General features: G+C 55.6%; 19 protein-coding genes. 8 read left to right on the top strand and 11 right to left on the bottom strand.

Annotation, left to right across the window (positions count from 1 at the left end):
* Positions 1-2 precede the first annotated feature (2 nt).
* The 3 genes from AC0YNU_RS16260 (at position 3) to gntK (ending at position 4,303) form a co-directional block, all read left to right on the top strand.
* A complete protein-coding gene (locus AC0YNU_RS16260) occupies positions 3-1,628 on the top strand; it encodes a glycoside hydrolase family 140 protein (protein WP_475758317.1) in 1,626 nt (541 codons plus the stop codon).
* 195 nt (positions 1,629-1,823) lie between these two features.
* A complete protein-coding gene (locus tag AC0YNU_RS16265; protein ID WP_475758319.1) occupies positions 1,824-2,534 on the top strand; it encodes a DNA alkylation repair protein in 711 nt (236 codons plus the stop codon).
* Positions 2,535-2,752: 218 nt separating this feature from the next.
* Positions 2,753-4,303 (top strand): gluconokinase, encoded by a 1,551-nt coding sequence (gene gntK, locus AC0YNU_RS16270; RefSeq protein WP_475758321.1) that lies wholly within the window; start codon positions 2,753-2,755, stop codon positions 4,301-4,303.
* On the opposite strand, the gene AC0YNU_RS16275 is transcribed toward gntK, so the two are convergent.
* The 5 genes from AC0YNU_RS16275 to AC0YNU_RS16295 form a co-directional block, all read right to left on the bottom strand.
* Positions 4,297-4,857: a hypothetical protein gene (locus tag AC0YNU_RS16275; RefSeq protein WP_475758323.1), complete on the bottom strand. Its 561-nt coding sequence runs from the start codon at positions 4,855-4,857 to the stop codon at positions 4,297-4,299. The two genes, gntK and AC0YNU_RS16275, sit on opposite strands and share 7 nt — an antisense overlap.
* A gap of 176 nt (positions 4,858-5,033) precedes the next feature.
* Positions 5,034-6,107: a M42 family metallopeptidase gene (locus AC0YNU_RS16280; protein ID WP_475758325.1), complete on the bottom strand. Its 1,074-nt coding sequence runs from the start codon at positions 6,105-6,107 to the stop codon at positions 5,034-5,036.
* 140 nt (positions 6,108-6,247) lie between these two features.
* Complete coding sequence (locus tag AC0YNU_RS16285; RefSeq protein ID WP_475758327.1) at positions 6,248-7,702, bottom strand: serine hydrolase domain-containing protein; 1,455 nt, start codon at positions 7,700-7,702, stop codon at positions 6,248-6,250.
* Positions 7,703-7,858: 156 nt separating this feature from the next.
* The gene (locus AC0YNU_RS16290) at positions 7,859-8,539 is read right to left on the bottom strand and encodes a response regulator (protein ID WP_475758328.1); all 681 of its coding nucleotides are present in this window, start codon (positions 8,537-8,539) and stop codon (positions 7,859-7,861) included.
* A 25-nt stretch (positions 8,540-8,564) separates the two neighbouring features.
* The gene (locus tag AC0YNU_RS16295) at positions 8,565-9,758 is read right to left on the bottom strand and encodes a sensor histidine kinase (protein ID WP_475758330.1); all 1,194 of its coding nucleotides are present in this window, start codon (positions 9,756-9,758) and stop codon (positions 8,565-8,567) included.
* 385 nt (positions 9,759-10,143) lie between these two features.
* On the opposite strand from AC0YNU_RS16295, the gene AC0YNU_RS16300 reads away from it, so the two are divergent.
* The 3 genes from AC0YNU_RS16300 to AC0YNU_RS16310 all read left to right on the top strand — a co-directional run bounded on the left by AC0YNU_RS16300 (position 10,144) and on the right by AC0YNU_RS16310 (position 11,753).
* Positions 10,144-10,410, top strand: a complete 267-nt coding sequence (locus AC0YNU_RS16300) for a CD3324 family protein (protein ID WP_475758332.1) — start codon at positions 10,144-10,146, stop codon at positions 10,408-10,410.
* A gap of 139 nt (positions 10,411-10,549) precedes the next feature.
* Positions 10,550-10,735 carry a hypothetical protein gene (locus tag AC0YNU_RS16305; protein WP_475758334.1) on the top strand — a complete coding sequence of 62 codons (186 nt, stop codon included), beginning with the start codon at positions 10,550-10,552 and terminating at the stop codon, positions 10,733-10,735.
* Positions 10,736-10,748: 13 nt separating this feature from the next.
* Complete coding sequence (locus AC0YNU_RS16310) at positions 10,749-11,753, top strand: phosphotransferase enzyme family protein (protein ID WP_475758336.1); 1,005 nt, start codon at positions 10,749-10,751, stop codon at positions 11,751-11,753.
* A gap of 45 nt (positions 11,754-11,798) precedes the next feature.
* Here the strand turns inward: AC0YNU_RS16310 and AC0YNU_RS16315 are convergent, their stop codons facing one another.
* From AC0YNU_RS16315 to AC0YNU_RS16330, 4 genes are read right to left on the bottom strand one after another with little or no spacing between them, the layout of a single operon-like run.
* The gene (locus AC0YNU_RS16315) at positions 11,799-12,848 is read right to left on the bottom strand and encodes an acyltransferase (protein WP_475758338.1); all 1,050 of its coding nucleotides are present in this window, start codon (positions 12,846-12,848) and stop codon (positions 11,799-11,801) included.
* On the bottom strand, positions 12,841-13,749 hold the full coding sequence (locus tag AC0YNU_RS16320; protein WP_475758340.1) for a D-alanyl-D-alanine carboxypeptidase family protein: 909 nt from the start codon (positions 13,747-13,749) through the stop codon (positions 12,841-12,843). The genes AC0YNU_RS16315 and AC0YNU_RS16320 overlap by 8 nt, the downstream gene beginning before the upstream one ends.
* Complete coding sequence (gene alr, locus AC0YNU_RS16325) at positions 13,641-14,873, bottom strand: alanine racemase (RefSeq protein WP_475758873.1); 1,233 nt, start codon at positions 14,871-14,873, stop codon at positions 13,641-13,643. The genes AC0YNU_RS16320 and alr overlap by 109 nt, the downstream gene beginning before the upstream one ends.
* A gap of 23 nt (positions 14,874-14,896) precedes the next feature.
* Positions 14,897-15,973, bottom strand: coding sequence for a D-alanine--D-alanine ligase family protein (locus AC0YNU_RS16330; protein ID WP_475758342.1), 1,077 nt, complete (start codon positions 15,971-15,973; stop codon positions 14,897-14,899).
* 202 nt (positions 15,974-16,175) lie between these two features.
* Between AC0YNU_RS16330 and AC0YNU_RS16335 the strand changes: the two genes are divergently transcribed.
* A complete protein-coding gene (locus tag AC0YNU_RS16335; protein ID WP_475758344.1) occupies positions 16,176-16,877 on the top strand; it encodes a response regulator transcription factor in 702 nt (233 codons plus the stop codon).
* The gene (locus tag AC0YNU_RS16340) at positions 16,867-17,958 is read left to right on the top strand and encodes a sensor histidine kinase (protein WP_475758346.1); all 1,092 of its coding nucleotides are present in this window, start codon (positions 16,867-16,869) and stop codon (positions 17,956-17,958) included. Before AC0YNU_RS16335 ends, AC0YNU_RS16340 begins: the two co-directional genes overlap by 11 nt.
* 185 nt (positions 17,959-18,143) lie before the next feature.
* On the opposite strand, the gene AC0YNU_RS16345 is transcribed toward AC0YNU_RS16340, so the two are convergent.
* Positions 18,144-19,148 carry an N-acetylglucosamine kinase gene (locus AC0YNU_RS16345; RefSeq protein WP_475758348.1) on the bottom strand — a complete coding sequence of 335 codons (1,005 nt, stop codon included), beginning with the start codon at positions 19,146-19,148 and terminating at the stop codon, positions 18,144-18,146.
* Positions 19,148-20,452, bottom strand: a complete 1,305-nt coding sequence (locus tag AC0YNU_RS16350; RefSeq protein ID WP_475758350.1) for a 6-phospho-beta-glucosidase — start codon at positions 20,450-20,452, stop codon at positions 19,148-19,150. Before AC0YNU_RS16350 ends, AC0YNU_RS16345 begins: the two co-directional genes overlap by 1 nt.
* Positions 20,453-20,613: the final 161 nt, after the last annotated feature.

Below are 20,613 nucleotides of genomic sequence, written 5' to 3' on the forward strand. Positions count from 1 at the left end.
CTATGACAACCGTACAAAGCAAGCAGAATCAAATGGTCGAGCTGACGTTCGAATCCAGCATCAACTATGAGGATCCGTTCAATCACGTCAAATTCGAGGCGTTCGTCTCGACGCCTGCGGGCGAGACGCTCAAGGTCCCCGGCTTCTGGGCCGGCGGCGGACAGTGGAAGCTCCGTTATGCCTCTTCGCAAATCGGCGAACATCGCATCATTACCAAATGCTCCAACCATATCGACGAGGGTCTGGACGCGCAGGCTGCCGTGATCTCCATCGAGGCTTACGAAGGCGACAACCCGTTGCTCAAGCATGGCGCGGTGCATGCGGCCGCGAACCGTTCGCATCTGGAGCACGAGGACGGCACGCCGTTCTTCTGGCTGGCCGATACGTGGTGGATGTCGCTGACCGGCCGGCTGCAGTGGCCGGACGACTTCAAATGGCTGGCGCAGGACAGGGTGGCCAAAGGCTATACCGCCATCCAAGTCGTAGCCGGACTTTATCCGGATATGGGACCTTTCGACGAGCGGGGCGCGAACGAAGGCGGGCAGTCTTGGGAACCGGAATTCAAGCGGATCAATCCGGCCTTCTTCGACGCGGCAGACCGCAAAATCGACTGGATGGTGCAATCCGGACTGATGCCGTGCATCGTCGGCAGCTGGGGCTACTATTTGGATTTTGCCGGCAAAGACAAGCTTCGCCAGCACTGGGAATATCTCGTGGCGCGGTACGCGGCTTATCCCGTCATCTGGTGCGCGGCCGGCGAAGCGAACATGCCTTACTACCAGTGGGATTCCTTTAAGGATGCTGCGTTGAAGGAGTCTTACATGCTCCGGCATAAAGTCGAATGGACGGAAATGGGCGAGTTCATCAAAGGCATCGATCCGTTCCGCCGCGGATTGACGATCCATCCGACGGAATACGGCCATGACATGGTCGAGGATGCTTCCATGCTGGATCTCGACATGCTTCAAACCGGACATTCCGGCTTGCTGACTGTCGATGCCACGACCAAACGGATTCAATCGTCCGTCGCCCGCGAGCCGAAGACGCCGGTTATCAATTCCGAGGTATGCTACGAGGGCATCGGCGGGACGAGCTTCCAGGATGCGCAGCGCATGCTTTTCTGGAATTGCGTGCTGAACGGCGCTTGCGGCCACACGTATGGCGCGAACGGCATCTGGCAGGTCAACGACGAAGAGCGGCCGTACGGCGCATCGCCAACCGGTATCGCTTGGGGACACAGCTTCTGGAAGGATGCGGCCAACCTGCCGGGCTCCGGTCAGGTCGGCCTCGGCAAGCGGCTGCTTGAGCGCTATGAATGGTGGGCGTTCACGTCGCATCCGGAGTGGCTGAATCCGGTACCGGACAACGCCGACGTGTATTCGCGGCCGTATGCGGCAGGCATTCCGGGCGAAGTGCGGGTCATCTACGCATCCATTCATATGGTGTTCCCGGGGCTGACGGTGCGCGGCATCGAACAGGACGTGAGTTACCGGGCGTTTCTGTTCGATCCGGCGACGGGGGAAGAGATCGACAAGGGGATCGTCGAACCGGATGCAGAGGGCACATGGTACACCGGCCCGCTTCCGGTCTTCCACGACTGGGTGCTGGTGCTGGAGCGGGCGAAGTAAGCCGAGGCTCCGCCTTTCGTAGTGAGATTGCGGACCAAACATGCTATAGTAATAAAATAACTTAGACGAAGATGAACGCGTGACTGGATCGGTAAGCCGAGCAAGACGGGAGGGGAGCAGCAATGCCCCTTGCCGGCGGCTTCCCGTTCCTATCATTCGTTCTTTCTTTCTGTTCATGAGGCGGTGCGCGTTGGGATGACCTACGAGGAAGTCATGAGGCAGCTCGAAGAATTAGGCTCCGAGCAGACGAAGAAGACGTTCATGAATCACGGCGCGCAGGAACCGCTCTTCGGCGTCAAGATCGGCGACTTGAAGAAGCTGGTCAAACCCGTGAAGAAGGATCAGGCGTTAGCGGCTTCCCTGTATGAATCCGGCGTGAGCGACGCGATGTATTTGGCCGGGCTTACGCTCGACCCTGCATTGCTTGACAAGGACCAGCTTCGGAAGTGGGTGCTTCGCGCGAATTGGTACCTGCTGGCGGAGACGACGGTTGCGGGACTGGCCGTGGAAAGTCCGTACGGACGGGAGCTGGCGATGGAATGGATCGCTTCTTCGGACGAGCTGGTCTCCGCCTGCGGCTGGAGCACCTACGCGAACCTGGTCTCGATCACGCCGGATGATCGGCTGCATGTTGGGGAGCTGCGGGAATTGCTTAGCACGGTGGAATTGAGCATTCACCAAGAGCCCCGGGACCGGGTTCGTTACACGATGAACGGGTTTGTTATTTCGGTCGGCGCTTACGTCGTGGCGTTGTACGAAGATGCGATGGCCGCCGCGACCGCGATCGGCAAGGTTCACGTTCAAGTCGGCAATACGGCCTGCAAGGTGCCGCTCGCCAAGGATTATTTGACCAAAATGGACGCGATGGGCAAGCGAGGACATAAACGCAAGACATGCATATGCTAAATTCATGCGTTCATGAGTCGGTTAAAGTTCGATCCCAAAATTAGCTAAGCTAACGGTTGCACGAGTGGCTAATCTGTTCAAAATGACCATTTTAAATCGGTAACGGTTGCAGGAGAGCTTAATGGGAGGATTGTCCGTGCAATCGGGCACTAAATCGTGCAGCGATTGATTCACAGCAGCAGAGCAGACAGACAGAAAGAAAGAAGGTACGGGAAGCAATGGAGCATCGGCTTGATAATTATATGATCGGCATTGATATCGGAACGACCAGCACGAAGGCAGTGCTGTTCCGCGAAGATGGAGAAGTGGCTGCTTCGGCGCATGTGGAGTATCCGCTCTACACGCCGACGCCGGACGTGGCGGAGCAGGATCCGGAACAGATCTTCGCGGCGGTGATCTCGACCGTCAAGCAGGTCATGGCGATGGCACGGATCGAAGCGGAAGCGGTGCTGCTGGCGTCCTTCAGCTCGGCCATGCACAGCGTAATCCCGATCGATGCGGCGGGCAAGCCGCTCATGAACTGCTTGACCTGGGCGGACAATCGCAGCGCGGGCTGGGCGGACCGGCTGAAGAACGAGATGAACGGACATGCGGTCTACAGGCGGACGGGCACGCCGATTCACCCGATGTCGCCGATCACGAAGCTGTTGTGGCTGCGCCATGACGTGCCGGACGTGTTCAGCGCGGCTTACAAATTCATCTCCATCAAGGAGTATGTGTTCGGCAAGCTGTTCGGTTCGTACGTGATCGATCATTCCATCGCTTCCGCCACGGGAATGTTCAACCTGGAGCAGCTGGATTGGGACGTCGAGGCGCTGCAAATCGCGGGCGTGACGCCAGACAGATTATCGACGCTTGTACCGACGACGCATGCGATGCGGGGCATGCGGCCGGAATACGCGGAAGCTATGGGGCTGCTGCCGGAGACGCCGTTCGTCGTGGGCGCAAGCGATGGCGTGCTGTCCAACCTTGGCGTCAACGCGACCGAGCCGGGCGTCGTCGCCGTGACGATCGGTACGAGCGGAGCGGTTCGCACGGTCGTGGATAAGCCGGTCACGGATCCCAAGGGCCGATATTTCTGCTATGCGCTGACGGAAGACCGGTGGGTCATCGGCGGTGCCGTCAACAACGGCGGCGTCATCTTCCGCTGGCTTCGGGACGAGCTGGGCGGTTCGGAGACCGAGACCGCGAAGCATCTGGGCATGGATGCGTACGACCTGCTGACGCAAATCATGGAGCGGGTCCGTCCGGGATCCGACGGGCTGCTCTTCCATCCGTACTTGACGGGAGAGCGGGCACCGCTGTGGAATCCCGACGCCCGCGGCTCGTTCTTCGGGCTGACGCTGCACCATGGCAAGGAGCATATGATGCGCGCCGTGCTGGAGGGCATCAATTATAACTTGTACGCGGTGCTGAAGGCGCTTGAGGAGACGACGGGCAAGCCGAAGCGGATTCATGCGACCGGCGGCTTTGCGCGTTCGGAGCTGTGGCGCCAAATGATGGCCGATATTTTCGATCAGGAAGTCGTCATCCCGGCAAGCTTCGAGAGCTCCTGCCTGGGCGCCGTCGTTCTCGGTCTTGTCGCGATCGGACGTGCGGATTCGTTCGATATCGTCGATCGCATGGTCGGGGCCACGCACGCGCATCAACCTAATAAAGAAGCAGCAGCTCTGTATCAGAGGCTGCTGCCGATTTACTTGCGGATTACGGACAAGCTGGAGGACGAGTACGCGAGCATCGCCGAGTTCCAGCGCAGTTTGTTTCAATGAGCGAGGCCGCTGTCAAAATCGTGATTGATGGCGATGATGCCGATGACCTGCGGGGTATCCGCGCTGCCCGCGAACCAAATCTCGCCGTTGCCCACCATGACGCCTTGGTAATTCACGAATAGATGATCGGACGACTGCTGCGCGATGGCGTCTTTGATCGGCTGCGTGATGATCGCGTCGTAGTGCTTGACGAAGTCGCCTCTCGTTTGGATCCGCTCGCTGCCGGAAGGTCCGTTTACCCGGAGCGGATATAAGATATGATTGGCGACTTCTGCTTTGTCGCCTTTGGCGATCGCTGCCTTTACCGCGTCGAATACATCGATAAAGGCATGCGGATCGGCAATGCCGGCCACTTCGAACGGATTTTTGCCTGCGTTCATTTCCGCGGATATCAGCGCGCTCGTCCTCACGGCTTCGGGCGCGGCATTGTCCGCGTTGCGGTTCGAAGCGCCGCATCCGGCGCACAGGGTCAGCGCCATCGTTATGAGAACGGCTGACAACAGCCGTGTACGTATTGGTGTCAGGGCGATCTGCCCGGTTTGTCTCTCTTTCATTTCATGCACCCTCCCTTTCTATCCTAGCCTTTCACGTTATGGACGTAGCGATACGGCGTAATGTTTCGAAATGGGAGCGATGAAAATTGTGGATGCGGCTGGCAAACAGCGCAAGACAAACACGCCGTTCCTGCGAACGGCGTGTTTGCTGTTTCAAGCGGTATTCGATCGGCAGCCTAGGAGCGGTCCAAAATCGTCCGGTACGTCGTCGCGTCGCAATTGGCCACGAGCTTCACGAGCAATTCCTTGGCCGCGTCGTAATCGTCGGTATGCAGGACGGAGGCGGAAGTATGGATGTAGCGCGCGCATACCCCGATGACCGTGGAAGGGATGCCGCTGCCCATCGTGTGCACGGCGCCTGCGTCGGTGCCGCCCGGCGAGACGAAGTACTGATACGGAATATGATGGGTTTGCGCCGTATCCAGCACGTATTCCACCATGCCTCTGTGGGTCAGCATCGTCGGGTCGTAGATGCGCAGCAAAGCGCCTTGGCCGAGCTGGCCGAAGGCCGTCTTGTCGCCGTTCATGTCGTTCGCGGCGCTGGCATCCATGGCGAAGAACAGATCCGGCTGGATCATGCCCGCAGCCGTCTTCGCCCCGCGCAGGCCGAGCTCCTCCTGCACCGTCGCGCCGGAGTACAGCACGTTCGGCAGCTTCTTGCCCTGCAGCTCCTTCAGCAGCTCGATCGCCAGGCCGACGCCGTAGCGGTTGTCCCAGGCTTTGGCCATGATTTTCTTCGGATTCGCGAGCGGCGTGAATTCGCAATAGGGAACCGCCTGTTGACCGATGCGCACGCCGATCTCCTGCGCATGGGCTTTGCTGTCGGCGCCGATGTCGATGTACATGCCTTTCACGTCAAGCGGTTTGCCTCGTGCCGCTTCGTCAAGCAAATGAACAGGCGTCGTGCCGATAATGCCGACGAGCGGGCCGTTGTCCGTCATCACTTGGATGCGCTGCGCCGGCAGCACTTGACTGAACCATCCGCCGAGCGTTTGAAAGCGGAGCATGCCGTTCTCGGTGATGCCGGTAATGAGGAAGCCGACCTCGTCCATATGGCCGGCCGCCATGATGACGGGTCCCTGCTCGTCGCCGCGCAGCACGCCGAAGATGCTTCCGAGCCGATCCTGCACGATTTCGTTCGTATATTTCTCCAATTCTCCGCGGACGAAGCCCCGCAGCTCCCGTTCGAAGCCGGACGCCGATTGGAACGTCGTCAATGTCCGGAACAGCTCCATCGTATCTTGATTCATGGTTCATCCCTCGCAATCTGTATCGTAATCACGCAATAGCTACATTGTAGCGTCTTTTGGCGTTCGGGTAAAACCGGAAGGAAGAGATCCAGGTAACTTACGATGCTGTCCGAGCTTTTATAGGCTTGAATAGATGGCAGCTACTTCCGATAAATAAGCTTGGCGATCGTATTGATCGCGAGAAGTGTGGAGGCGCAGAGTAAAACCATCACCCCGTACAGGGTTGTATTCGGCATCCAGTCGTTCATAAAGCTCCAATCCGCATTCGGGAAAATAAACGTAGGCAATCGAATCACAAGAATGTAGAGAAATGCAAGCACAGATAGCAGCAGGATGGAGATCAGGACGTTCAAAGTTGTCCATCGGATGGTTCGGCGCCCCGATCGGATAGCCTTCCATGTGTTCCGAATCAGCCACAGCATCACTAGAATCAGCGCGCCCAGAATCAGGATGAGCGACGAGGCAATTTGATCGGTCAGGAGATACATGTCCGAATCCCCGCTTGATGCGGGCCGTCCCGTCAATACGGACATGACTCCCTCGCCGATTGCCGTCGTGTAGGTCGAATTCAAGTTGGCCATGACGACGACGCCTGTCTTCTCCCGAGGGTCCATTACGATATAGGAAGAGTAATGCTCGAGATTTCCTCCGTGCTGGATTTGGTTCGAATCCGCGTCGAATTCCCAGCCGCCGTAATAGCGGAATGGAGTCGCGGCCGTTGGATGAACGGGCTTATAACCGTCGACATGGTCAATTCCTAAGTTGAATGCAAGCCACTTCGCCATATCGTCCCCGTTGGTAATAATCGATCCTGCAGGGGCTTGGCTCGAGCTGAAAGGGATTGAATACGGTTGTGTTCCATAAAACGAAACCTTGTATCCCGTCGCCAAATTTTGCGGCAGCCGCTCCTCGCGAACGCTTGTATGCTGAAGTCCGAGCGGTTGGAAAATGTGTTCGTTCATGTAGCCTTCATAAGACTGACCGGAGGCTTTCTCGATCAGAAGACCCAAGATGTTGAAGTTCACGTTGGAATAGGCGTACTTCTCTCCCGGAGCGGAGCTTAACGAGGCGTTCGCCAACGTCTTAACGCCTTGCTCCAGCGCATCTTCGTCCGAAGAGGCGGGAATGTCGACGAACGTTGCCGTGCCTAATCCGCTAGCATGCTCCATTAATTGATTGAGCGTAATCTCCGAGGGAGCTTGACGGTACCTGACTTGGAACCAGGGCAGATAAGAAGAGACATCCTCGTCTAATACGAGCTTGTGTTCCTCGGCCAGATGCGTGATCGCGAGTCCCGTGAACGCTTTGGACAGCGAGCCGAGCTGGAATTTCGTATCCGAAGCGACCTTTTGCTTGGATTGCTTATCCGCATATCCGTAGCCTTCGTTTAATACCGTACGGCCGTTTTTGACGATGATTAGCGAGATGCCGGGAATTTTGCCTTTGGCCATATTATCGCGCACCAACTGATCGATTTCCCGTTCATGGCCCTTCAAATCTCCGCCAAGCAGCCGTGAATCTGCGTAAACCGGAGAATAGCTTGCTGTTAGAACGAGCAATAACATGGCTATCAGAATCCAAATCGGTTTGTTCACGTTGCAGCGCCTCTTTCCATATCTGGTTTATCTTTCTGGAATAAGCGTAACAAAATCGATCATCGAACGAATCTGCAATCCGATAGAACGAACACGCCAAAAAACGCATGCGATCGCATGCGTTTCCGTACTTCCGGCATATGACTATGCACAAAGTCATGTTTCTATTGCGGAGATTCCTTGCTGCACGGCGAAAATCGCCACCTGCGTGCGATCGCGCAGCTCTAGCTTGGAGATGACATTCGACACGTGGTTCTTCACGGTTCCTTCGGTAATGACCAGTTCGTCCGCAATTTCTTTATTGTTTAACCCGCGGCCGATTAGCCGCAGCACTTCCTTCTCTCGGACCGACAGCTGCTCGAGCAAGGATAGCCGGGGATCGTCACGATGAACGGAAGTACCCTCGGTTCCGTTCTCGCGCTTCTTCCATTCCGCGAGAATTCGGGCGGTTATGCTCGGCTGAAGCACGGTTCCGCCCGAATGGATCGTATGGATGGCCTTAGCGATCGCTTCCGAAGGCATATCCTTCAGGAGATAGCCGTTGGCTCCCCGTTCCAGCGCCGTTACAATGAGCTCAATATCCTCGAACGTCGTGAGCACCAGCACCTTCACTTCCGGCAAGTGGCGACGAATGAGCCGCGTTCCCTCCACGCCGTCTACGCCCGGCATGCGAATGTCCATCAGGACGACGTCCGGATTCAGTTCGATTGCCTTCTCATACGCTTCTTTGCCGTCCGAAGCGGTACCGACCACCTTAATAGCCGGATCCAGTCCAATAAGGGTAGACAGTCCTTCCCGCATCAGACGCTGATCATCGGCAACCAGCACATGTATCATTCGTGTCGCTTCCTTCCATGAGGCTCTAATCGAGCGGGATCGTAACGTGCACGTCGAACCCGCCTTCAGGATCCGTTGCAATCCGCAGCGTCCCCCCGTGTTCCTGTACCCGTTCTTGCATATTCATCAAGCCGAATCCCGGCAAGTATTCGGAATGCCCCAATCCGTTATTGCCGATCCGTACATCAATGGTGTTCTCCGCATAGCGCAGAGACACCCACGCTTGCGAAGCATCTCCGTGTTTCTGAGCGTTAGTCAGGGATTCCTGCACGATCCGAATGAGGGTGAGACGCAGCGAATCCGGTACGTCAGGAAGCGCATGGTCCACCTCGACCGCAATTTGCATCCCCGTCATCTCCGAGAACTGTCCGGTCAATCTCGCGACAGATTCCGCAAACGTCGAACCGTTGTCCTCTTCGCGAATGGTACGTACCGAAAGCCTGACCTCGCGCAAAGCGGAACGGACTAGATTCTCGCACTGCTGCAGGCTCTCGCGGCTTTTATCGGCATCGGATCGTTGAAGCTTCTGAGCCAGCTCAAGCTGTATGAGAAGCGCGATCAAATTGTGTCCGACCGTATCATGGATTTCTCTGGCGATGCGAACTCTTTCGCGGCTGACGGACAGTTCCTCCACTTGCAGCGAGTACTCGCTTAGTTGCTTGTACGAGGTCGCCAATTGCTCATGCAGGCGAACCGTTTCCATGCGCGATTGTTTATAGTAACGGATCAAGGAACCGATCAGCCCCGCGAACACCACGAATGACCCATTGACGATATAGTAGGCGCCTTCAATACGCCCGTATTTATGTAGTTGAATGAGGATGAGGGCCAGGATATTCGCTCCGAAGAAGACGTACCAAGCGATTTTAACGAACCGGGATTCCACGAACATAAACAGAAACAAGCTGGATAAACCCATGAACAGCAGGTCGGGAGATTCCTCGTTCAGAAAAGCATAGGAATAGGAGGCCGTAATGGCCAGATCAATGGAGACTGTCGCGATTCTCATCCATTTCCCTTTCACGACCGGATAGAGAAAGTGAATGGGAACAAAGAGAGCGATGCAGCCGATAATGTAGACGTTCACCCAAGCGGGAGCCGGAAATTTGATAAACAGATACATGAAGCTTAGAACAAGAAAATAGCTTAACCGTATAATCGTTAGAAGCAAATAGCTGGAAGGGTCGCCGTACGGCCTCTCCTTCGTCAATCCCGCCATGCGCATGCACCTCGACGTCTGTGATCTATGGGGAAGTATACCATGAACGGTGTAATAAATCGTTCAACTCGTTTTTTACATATTATTGAAAGCGGCCAGCCCTTATAATAAAGTTGGCTTGTTAACTTTTGTAAAAGCCGGGACACTACGAAGGATACGGAATCGTCCGAATCGAATTTCTTCTCGATCTTTAGGAAAGGAGGGTTAAAGATGGCTGGTTTTAAACAGATCTGCTCCATGCAAAGTCTACACTACAAACAACGGCGGTTGTTGTATGGAGCAGAAGAAGCTTGTTCCGCCTAACGTCGCTGCAGGGTGACCTTGCGTTGTAGGTTAGACTTTGCTACCTAAAATTTTAAAAAAAATTTTAAGGGGCAAAGCGATCATGAAATATGTAAATGCAGATATTATTCTTCCGGAAGATTTGCTGAAGGAAGTTCAGAAGTATGTCCAAGGCGGAATGTTATACATTCCCACTCCGGAGCGGGCGCGCAAGAAATGGGGCGAAAACTCGGGGGGCAGGACGTTCTTGAGCCAAAGAAACGACGAAATCCGCAAAAACTTTTCCGACGGTGCCAACATCGTTCAATTATCGGATCAGTTCTGTCTTTCTTGCGATAGCATTAAAAAAATCGTGTATTCGAAAAAATGAACGAACTCCTTTGTGGCTATTAAGGAAGATACTCCTTAAGCAACGAATGGTTTCTAACTGTTTCTTATATATCCGCAAGCTCCTGCCATGGTTATGATTGGGTTAACGCCAAGGTAACGATGACAGGAGGTGAACTGCAATGTCCAAATCCCACAGAGGAAGAGCGCTATGGAAGATGCCTTCCAGAGGCAGGGGGACTTGTCCGGTTTGTTCGGCTACAAGGATCAAGCTGCTGTATACGAAGACCAAAACAGGCGGCGGCCAAATCCAAGTGTGCAAGCGATGCACGAAAGCAAGCAGCGATCGAATCGATGCTGTAATCTAGAGAGCATCACACGTTGCTGCGGGCGGTGATTCGGAATCAGATGCATAAAAGCATAAAACAGCTCTTCACTCGGGATCTGTTGAATCGAGCTGCGGAGCGCTATGGCATACGTAATGACTCCTTAATGGAATTAAACGGGTTTCAAAACTTCGTTTATTCGGGAGTGGCCGGAGGTCGCGAAGTCATTCTAAGAATGGCCCATATCACGCATCGGAATGAAGCGCTAACGAAAGCGGAAGTAGAGTTTATCCTGTTTTTGGCGGAGTCCGGCGTCAAGATAGCCAGCCCGATTCCGTCTCTGACGGGTGAGCTTATTCATACGATTGACGACGCTTTCGTTGTGACGGCGTTCGAGAAGGTCCCTGGCAGAAATGCGAAAATTGCCGAGGAGAGCAATGCTTTCTATGAAAACATTGGGCGAATGGTTGGGAAGATACACAAGTTTTCCCTTCGCTATACCCCTCGGCATCTACGCTATGAATGGAATGACAATGCGTTATTAGCTGCATTCAAGAACCATTGTCCGTCGGAATTACACGACAGATTCGACCGTTTAATGGGGCAGGTTAGCGATCTTCCTAAGGATAAAGATAGCTACGGACTTATTCATGGGGATGTCAGCTGCGGCAATTATCTCCATGATGGGGATAAGGCCAACATCATCGACTTTGACGAGGCGGAATATAGCTGGTTCGTGTCCGATATCGCCACGCCGTTATTTTATGAAATCCCGATCCCGTGGGTTGTGGATGGCGAGCTAAGGAAAGAGATAACAAAGTGCTTCTTCTCCAACTTCATGAACGGCTATGGCAAAGAAAATACGATCAGCGAAGCCTGGTTGAAGAAAATCCCGTTGTTCATCGATTTAAGACAAGCGAGAGTGTTATCCGCTCTTTATAGAAGCAGGGATTTCAATACGCCTGATTGGAGCGAGTGGGATGAGCAAGCCAGGCGTTTCTTTTATGCCAACCTGCTGAATCGCACGCCGTATATTGATGTGGACTTTTCGCGCTTATAAGAGAAAACAAAGGCACCTGATCGGGCAGATCGGGTGCCTTTGGTCCTAGCTTAATCGCGACGACAAGGAGCGAGCCGGCCGGAATTTCCGCCTGATCGCGATCAGCCACACCGCAGCAGCGGCCATGCCGATCGACAACAGGCAGACAGCGGCAAAATGGAGCAGGCTGTTCGCGATAAACAGCCGTTCCAGCTTCGTGGCCTCCGCGGCTCCGCGAACGAGCACGATGGCGATCGGGTGCAAAATATAGATCCATACCCGCCATTCTCGGAACGTTTTGTTGGATTGCACCTTCCACTGCATCGCCCAATGGAACAAGAAATACGTGGCGGGCAGGGCGAACACATACATGCTGTCATGCCTTGGCATGTCCGCCGCGTTCAGCAGCGACCCTTCCACGAACATCATGCCGAGCGAACCGGCAAACAAAACCGCATTGGCGAACGGCGTTCTCGCCGGAGGCTTCCCCTTGGCTGCCCAAGCCCCGAGCGCCAAATAAATAGGAGCATAGAATAGTCCGTTGCGCGTGTAATCGAATAGGGCGAACATGCCGTCATACGCATGGACGATCCCTTTGCTGTCCTGTATGAGTCCATAGTAGCTATCCCCGAACAGCCCCACGATGTACAAGAACCCCGCGACAGCCAGCATGGTTTTGAGAGACGTTTTCCGGTACAGCAAGACCGTAATCGGCAGGCCCAGCAGTAACGCCGGCAAATACCACAGATGATAGAAAGTCCCGTCGAAGACGATATCCTTGATCAAGGAATATGCCGTGAAGGAATCGGAAAAATAACCGGTATAGATATTCAGCGGAATGTACAGCACAATCGCGGTCGCGTACAGCTTCCAGGTTCGCTTCAAATACCCCCGCAGCGCTTGTCGGTTCTTCAACGGGTCGTCCGTCAGCTTGCGGAAAAATAAAAATCCGGCCGTCATGAAAAAGACCGGAACGGCAATGCGGGTAAGCAGATTGCTAATCAGAAAATCGGCCGTGTCGCTGTAAGAGAGAAGCGGACCGGTATGATTGGCTACGACTAAGATGGCGGCAACGAATTTGATCCAATCGAGCCCGCCGTAATTCGGCTTAGACATAAGCCTCAAGCCCTTTATCCCGAAATGCGGTCACGATGAATCCATTCCTGTTATTGCCCGACAAGTGGTAGCGATCGCATTGGACCAGGGGAATGGACGTCGACTGCCCCGCGTTCGCCGCTACATAATAAATCTCTGCGACGGACCACTCATCCTCGAACACAAGATGTTCATCCTCGAACGGGAAGCTTTCGAGCACATCGATATATTCCTCCAGACACCAATCGTTCCGCTCCATGATCTCGGCGTGGGGATAGCCGACATACCGGAAATGCCAAGGCTCGCAGGAAATCCGGGTTAACGATTCCTTGCCTTCCTTGTAGCGTTGAATGAAGCCATGCCGGGCGGCAAGCTGCTTGAAGCTCTTATAGACGCCGGTGTCGGGGAAGGCCGGCGCGATAAAATCCACGTCCTTGTTCAGCTTGCCGACGTCGATGGCCAGCCCCGTCTGATGCTCGCTCCGATCCGGCAACGCGACGTAGCATGCGGTGTATTCGGCGCCGTTATCGGCTAATGAAGATGCATAGATCTCCTCCTGCTCCGCCTTGGTCCGATAGCCGCTGACGGCCACAATTTCGCTCATCCCCTGACAGGCCTCAAGCAGATCAGCCAATTGCCGCAAACTGGTCCGTTCCAACCGAATGTCATCGCTCAGCGCATGGATAGCAGGAACCGCACGCAGCGGCAGCAAACTGTCGGAAGAGATCGTCTCCCTTATGGGATGCTCAGGATTGATCAAGACCAAATAGCCCTGGTGAATCGCGGAATTAGCCGCTTGAACGGTCTTATCGGTTAAATGGCGGCCTGTCGGTTGACGACCGATTGGCAGACAGTCTGTCTGCTGCTGCTCGGCTTGATAGCGTTCGGTTTGATGTCGTTCTGTATGGTCTGGGTATCCCATCTCGTGAGAACCTCCTCGTTATCGGTATACGTTCGTTCAACTCGGACGCCAATCGACGTGGATATTTCCTGCGCGACGCTTCCGATATGGGCGGCAAGCTCCGCGAACGTAATCCGCTGCTCGCCTTGCGTGCCGATGAAGGTGACTAACGCGCCTTCCGCGCACGGTCCCGGAAGCTTGATCATCAGCTGGTCCATGCAGATTTTGCCGACGATCGGCGCACGCCGGCCTTCGATCAGCACGTCCGTGCCCTGCATCCGCTGCGTCCAGCCGTCGGCATAGCCGATCGGCACCGTCCCGATCCATTCGTCTTCATCGGCCCGGTACGAATTGTTGTAGCCGAGATATTCCCCTCGAGCCAGCTTCTTCACGTGGATCAGACGGCTATGAAGACTTAAGGCCGGCTCCAGCTTGACGGAATGCACGAGCTTCTCCGGATAGTAGCCGTACATCGCCGCACCGATCCGGACCATATCCATCGCGAGATGCGGAAATCGGAGCGCCGCGGCGCTGCCCGCGCAATGATAATGCCGGATTGCCAAGCCCGAGGCGCGTCCCCATTGCTTCATCTCCATGAAGCGCGCCGCTTGCCGCTCGAGAAAGGTCGTATCGGCTTCCCCCGCCGTCGCGAAATGCGTATAGAAGCCGTCCACCTCGATATCCTTGACGCGCAGCCAAGGAACGAGCTCGTCCCATTCCTTCTTCATTCGGATGCCGATCCGTCCGAGTCCCGTATCCATTTTCACGTGAACCCGAAGTTTTCCAGCGGAAGCGCAAGGCTTATAGGCCCGCATCTCGGCAAACCATCGAGCGCTCATGACGGTTAACGTTAAGTCGTGCTCCACCGCTGCTTGCACCTGCTCCGGCCGGATAGGCGTCAATACGAGAATAGGCAGCTTCGTGCCTGCGTTGCGCAGCTTGAGCGCCTCCTCCAAGTAGGCGACCGCCAAGTAATCCGCCCCTGCCTGTTCCGCCGCCGCTGCCGACTCGATGTCGCCGTGCCCGTACCCGTTCGCCTTCACGACAGCCATCAGCTTGACTGAATACGGCAGCGACTTGCGAATCTTCAGCATATTCTCGCGAATGCGGCCCAAACTAATTTCGGCCCACGTTTCTCTTAGCATTCCGTCCACTTCGCTCACCTCGCTCACCTCGAATAGCGAATCGTTTGTTTGTCTTCATGACGCGCGACGGCGTGACCGATCAACCGTTCGATCAGCGCTGCGTAGGACGTTCCGTCGGTACGCTCCCACATGACGGGGTACATGCTGAAATTCGTGAATCCGGGCAGCGCGTTGATCTCGTTCAGGAACAATTCGCCTTCAGCGTCCAGGAAGAAATCGACGCGGGCAAGGCCCTCGCAGCCGTGGGCTTGATAAGCCCGGATTGCCAGCTCGCGGATCCGCTCGGTCTGGGCGGCGGATATTTCGGCGGGAATCGACATCGTCAGCCGTTTGTCCATGTACTTGGATTCGTAATCGAAGAAGGTATGGTCATGGATGAATTCGCCAGGGAGCGAAGCCAGCGGCCTCTCGTTGCCGAGGACGGCCACTTGAATTTCCCTGCCGGCCACCTCGCGTTCGAACACGAGCTTCTTATCGTAGGAGAAGGCCTCTTGAACGCCGGCCCGCAGTTCTTCGCGGTTCGTGCATCTGCTGATGCCGATGCTGGAACCGAGGGAGGCCGGCTTCACGTAGCACGGATAGCCGATCGTTGCCTCGACATCGCGCGCCACTGCCAGCCCATCCGCATTCCACTCGTCGAAGCGGCATACCCGGTAGTCCGTTTGGCGAATGCCGGCTTGGGCCAAAATTTCCTTCGACATCGCCTTATCCAAGGCAAGCGCGGATGCCAGTACGCCGTTGCCGACGTATGGAACGTTCAGCAGCTCCATCAAGCCTTGCACCGTACCATCCTCGCCGTTCGAGCCGTGCAGGAGCGGCAGAACGACTTTCGGTCCGGGCAGCGCCATGACGCCCGACAGGATCTCGCCGATCGATCGAGCGGGGTCCCGATACTCGGGCTGCGCAATCAACCGCTCGACCGTCAATCCCTCCTTGGCAAGTCGGCCCGGCGTGCACCAGAAGCCGTCACGCGTAATGTAAACGGGATAAACCTCGAAGCGGCTTTCGTCGATGGATAGAAGGACCGTGACCGCCGTTTTCAAAGACACTTCGTGTTCGACGGATCTGCCGCCGTATAGAACGTATAGCTTGGTTTTCATGTTGGTTGACCTCCGATAGGTTTCTTGTCCGTTGCTCTATCTCCAAGATAACGCGTTGGGCCGGGGAAGTTCGTAAGACGCTATAAAGGAATCCTTAAGATTTTCTTATTTGTGGTTTTGCGGGGTCGGTTGCGGGGATATTTTCTGATAAGCTGTACCTACTAACGCGTGGAGTCAAACCTTAACAAGACGGAGAGAGACTATGATGCCGATACAAATCCTGATCGCCGACGACGATCTCGAGATCGCCAAGCTGATCAAAATCTATTTGACCAACGAAGGATATCAAGTGCTGACGGCGAGCAACGGCCGCGAGGCCATGGACGTGATCGCCAAGGAATCGATCCAATTGATCGTCCTCGACGTCATGATGCCGGAGATGGACGGCCTGGAGGTCGTCCGTGCGGTGCGCGAGGCGTACGGCATTCCAATCCTGATGCTGAGCGCCAAAGCCGAAGACATGGACAAGATCTTGGGGCTGACGACGGGAGCGGACGATTATATGGTCAAGCCGTTCAACGCCCTCGAGCTGCTCGCGAGAGTGAAGTCGCTGCTGCGCAGATCCCATTATTTGAACGCGCAGATTCAACCGGCGCAGGAGCAGGACGAAATTCAGCTGCATGCGCTGAAAATCAACAAGAAGGCGCACACGGTCACGGTGGAGGACCGAAACGTGAATTTGACGTCGACGGAGTTCGATATCTTGTATTTGCTGGCGAGCCATCCGGGGCAGGTGTTCAGCGCGGAGGCGATTTTCGAGGGCGTGTGGAAGGACAAGTTTCTGGAGTCCACCAATACCGTCATGGTTCATATCAGCAAGCTTCGCGATAAATTGGAGAGCGAGCTGGGCGGCGTCAAGCTTATCCAGACCGTATGGGGAGTAGGGTACAAAATTGATCCGTAAACCGTGGAAGAGCCTTCGTTTCAAAATGTTGTTTTTGTTCGGAGTAAGCGCGGTGGCGTCTGCGCTGACGGCCGGCATGTTGGGCTTGGCCGCGCTCGCCGCATACCGGATGAATTTTCCATACATCGGCGCTCTTCTGCGGATGCTGGAGTCGGAGCTCGGCGCTCCGCTCACGTTTACCGCAGTCTGTCTCATTCTGTTTATTTTCTATTTCTTCGCGCTCAGCCATGCAACCATTCGCTATCTGATGGACATCTCGCAGGGGATCGAGCGGATCGCAGGGGGGAATTTCGATTACCGCTTTCCGATTCGGGGAGACGACGAGCTTGCGGCATTGGCGGACAATATCAATACCATGACGGCGCAGCTGAAGCTGTCCATCGAGGAGGAACGGCGCGCGGAGCGGACGAAGGTCGAGCTGGTCACGAACGTGTCCCATGATTTGCGCACGCCGCTGACGTCCATCGTCGGATATTTGGGACTGATCGAGGAGGACCGTTACCGGGATGAAGTGGAGCTGAGGCAATATGTTCAAATCGCCTACGAGAAATCGCTGCACCTGAAAACGATGATCAACGATTTGTTCGAATTCACGAGGACGAGCGGCGGAATGGGACTGCGGCTGTCCCCGATCAATATCGTCGAGATGCTGGGGCAGCTTGCAGCCCAATTCCGGCTGCAATTCGATCAGGCCGGCATGGAGTGCGTCTTGGCTCTCCCCGATCATCCGATCATCGTGGATGCGGACGGGGACAGGCTTGTCCGGGTGTTCGAGAACTTGATCGTGAACGCGATCCAGTACGGCAAGGACGGCAGGCGGATCGATATCGCGGCTTGGAGCGACTTCGGGCAAGTCGTCGTCGAGATCGCGAACTACGGCGAGCCTTTGCCGGCATCGAGCATTCCGCTGCTGTTCGAGCGGTTCTATCGCGGCGAGCATTCGCGTTCGCGGAATACGGGCGGCTCGGGCCTCGGCCTCGCGATCGCGAAGAACATCGTCGAGCTGCATCATGGCTCGATTGCCGCGGCGAGCGATGAAGGGCGAACGTCATTTACGGTGAGGCTTCCGCTGGGGAAATAGCGATGAAGAAAGGAAAAAACCGTTCCGACGAAGGATGAGGGCTCTCGCCTTCTTCGTAGGAACGGTTTTTTGGTGCTGGTGCTGCGCGATGGTGATTGGATTGTCAATTCGGACAAGCGCCTTTGCCGCAGTTATGTTGCAGCTTAATGCTATGATATTGCCGGCGCTAATGCTAGCTTCTATTGCTACTGCAGTTGTCGAACGCTCTCGATTACGCTGCGGCGCATATCCGCATCGACCGGACGGCAATGCGCGAGCTCGAGCGCCCATAACACCGCCCCGGTCGCCGGAGGTTCCTGCAGCATGATGAACCTGCACGGCTGAGCGGTCAATTCGGAGAAGTGCAGCTTGAACCGCTCGAACAGCAGCGGTCGATCCGCCTTCACCCACACGGAGCCGGCGAGCACGACATCGACTTCGGCTTCGCCGTCGAAGTCCAAGTGATGCAGGCATCCCGCCGCCGACTGGGCCAACTGTCTCGCGGAGTTATCGACGATGCCGAAGGCAGCAGGGTCGCCGGCTTCGGCGGCACGCCACAGAATCCGGATCAACTCCGTATTCGGCAGCGTCCGGTTCACGGTGCCTTCCACTGCGAATTCCATGAAGGCTTCCTTGGCAGGGACGCCGAGCAGCGCCATGACCGGCTCCGCCATAGACGTCTGCGGACCGAGCCGATAGAGAGCGTCGTATACGGCGCGGAGTACCTTCCTTCCGAGATAGAAGCCGCCCGCTTCATCGCCGGCCAGCTCGCTGCCGATGCCGCCGATTTGGAGACGGCGCCCGCTCGGGGAGATGCCGCCGGCAACGGTGCCGGAGCCGTTGATGGAGCAGATGCCGTAGCCTTTCTCGCTCCCGACCTTAATGCCCAAGAACGAATCGTTGTCGACGGCATAGTTGGTGAATCCCAGCCGTTCGACGACCGCGCACAGCTGCGCCTTCTGGGAAGGCGTGTCCGCGCCGGCCAAGCCGAATGCGCCTGCGGCGACTTGCGCCATCGTCAGCCCGTTGCGGTCGAGCAGCTGGCCGATTTTCTCGTTCATGACCCGGTAAGCGCTGGCGTAGCCGTCCGAATACTGTTCATGGCTGCAGGTGCCTGCGTTCAGATGATCGACGAAGCGTCCCTGCAGATCGAACAGGAAATAGTCGGTTTTGCTGTTGCCGCCATCGACGCCGATAATGTAACGTTCCATTATTTCTTCGCTTCTTCCTTAAAGAACTGCGGCAAATATTCTTTGTGCGCTTCCTTCAATTCATCGAACGCGCCTTTGGCCGCGTTGTAGTCGCCGACTAGCGGATTCATGAGCAGGGCGCGCATCGCCGCGTCTTCGCTGCCGGTTACGGCGGCTTCTACGGTCTCGCGCTCGTAAGCTTTCACCATCCGCATGTAGTCGATGATATGCTGGTTGTCGAAGCCTTCGATCCGGATCGGCTTCGCGCCGTCCTTGCCGACGACCGCGCATACTTCGACGGCGTCGCTGTCTTCCATGAAATCAAGGGCGCCGTTGTTAAGCAAATTCACGACGTGAACCTCCTGCTTATCGTTATAGATCGCGTCCACGAGGCTGATGGCGACCTCGGAGTAATTGGCGCCGCCGCGGGTCGAGAGCAGCTCGGGCTTGGAATGCAGCTCGGAATCGGAATAGATGTCGAGCAGCTCTTCCTCGATTTGAATGCATTTCTCGCCGCGGGAGAGTTCCATGTCGCGCACGACCTGCAGCTTCTTGTTTTTGAAGTAGTAATATTCCAGGTACGAGGACGGAATCGCGCCCGCCATTTGGATCAGCTCTTTGCTGAAGCCGCTCGCCGGAATGTTCTTCATCGTCTCGCTGTTCAGGCCCATTTCCAGGGCGGTCTTCAGATAATCCTTGCCGTCCTGCTCGATGCCCGTGATCCAGCTCAGGTGGTTCAGGCCGATGTACTCGATGTTCGGATGGTCGAGATCGAGCGATTCGCGAATACTCTTGAACATATTGTACGGCACGTTGCAGAGACCGAGCATTTTGACGCCGGTATGGTTCAGGATCGCTTCCGTAATGATGCCCGCCGGATTGGAGAAGTTGATCAGCCAGGCGTCCGGGCAAAGCTCTTTCATCCGCGCCGCGATGTCCAGCATGACCGGGATGGTGCGCATGGCTTTGAAGAAACCGCCGATGCCGCAAGTCTCTTGGCCGATCATGTCGTACTTGAGCGGAATCTTCTCGTCGAGCACGCGCGCAGGCAGCTTGCCGACGCGGATTTGGCCGAGGACGAAATCGGCATCGTGAAGCGCGACGTCCAGCTCATGCGTCATGACGACGCGGCAAGGAATGTTTGCGGCTTCGATCATGCGCTGACACAAGGCGCCTACGGTTTGCAGCTTGCGATCGTCGATATCCATGAGCACGAGCTCGCCGATCGGGAGCACGTCCTTGCGTTTGATCATGCCTTCGATCAATTCAGGGGTATACGTACTGCCGGATCCGATAATGGCGATTTTGATGCTTTCTTTCTTCATGGGAACCACCTCTTGGTTGGAGTCGTAAAGCACGTTATTTTTATGTGCCCATTATAGCACGCAGGAGACTGGGCAACAATAAAAAATAGATTTTTAATTCCATAATAAAAATTTGTTTTGAAATAAAATTTCTAATAATGGACTTCGAAACCATGACACGC

The organism is Paenibacillus sp. J31P316, from assembly GCF_056269105.1.

Bases quoted from the DNA above. Each gene is read 5' to 3' on its own strand.
- AC0YNU_RS16260 (WP_475758317.1), top strand. From the start codon at position 3: ATGACAACCGTACAAAGCAAGCAGAATCAAATGGTCGAGCTGACGTTC.
- AC0YNU_RS16265 (WP_475758319.1), top strand. From the start codon at position 1,824: ATGACCTACGAGGAAGTCATGAGGCAGCTCGAAGAATTAGGCTCCGAG.
- gntK (WP_475758321.1), top strand. From the start codon at position 2,753: ATGGAGCATCGGCTTGATAATTATATGATCGGCATTGATATCGGAACG.
- AC0YNU_RS16275 (WP_475758323.1), bottom strand. From the start codon at position 4,857: ATGAAAGAGAGACAAACCGGGCAGATCGCCCTGACACCAATACGTACA.
- AC0YNU_RS16280 (WP_475758325.1), bottom strand. From the start codon at position 6,107: ATGAATCAAGATACGATGGAGCTGTTCCGGACATTGACGACGTTCCAA.
- AC0YNU_RS16290 (WP_475758328.1), bottom strand. From the start codon at position 8,539: ATGATACATGTGCTGGTTGCCGATGATCAGCGTCTGATGCGGGAAGGA.
- AC0YNU_RS16295 (WP_475758330.1), bottom strand. From the start codon at position 9,758: ATGGCGGGATTGACGAAGGAGAGGCCGTACGGCGACCCTTCCAGCTAT.
- AC0YNU_RS16300 (WP_475758332.1), top strand. From the start codon at position 10,144: ATGAAATATGTAAATGCAGATATTATTCTTCCGGAAGATTTGCTGAAG.
- AC0YNU_RS16305 (WP_475758334.1), top strand. From the start codon at position 10,550: ATGTCCAAATCCCACAGAGGAAGAGCGCTATGGAAGATGCCTTCCAGA.
- AC0YNU_RS16315 (WP_475758338.1), bottom strand. From the start codon at position 12,848: ATGTCTAAGCCGAATTACGGCGGGCTCGATTGGATCAAATTCGTTGCC.
- AC0YNU_RS16320 (WP_475758340.1), bottom strand. From the start codon at position 13,749: ATGGGATACCCAGACCATACAGAACGACATCAAACCGAACGCTATCAA.
- alr (WP_475758873.1), bottom strand. From the start codon at position 14,873: ATGCTAAGAGAAACGTGGGCCGAAATTAGTTTGGGCCGCATTCGCGAG.
- AC0YNU_RS16330 (WP_475758342.1), bottom strand. From the start codon at position 15,973: ATGAAAACCAAGCTATACGTTCTATACGGCGGCAGATCCGTCGAACAC.
- AC0YNU_RS16335 (WP_475758344.1), top strand. From the start codon at position 16,176: ATGATGCCGATACAAATCCTGATCGCCGACGACGATCTCGAGATCGCC.
- AC0YNU_RS16345 (WP_475758348.1), bottom strand. From the start codon at position 19,148: ATGGAACGTTACATTATCGGCGTCGATGGCGGCAACAGCAAAACCGAC.
- AC0YNU_RS16350 (WP_475758350.1), bottom strand. From the start codon at position 20,452: ATGAAGAAAGAAAGCATCAAAATCGCCATTATCGGATCCGGCAGTACG.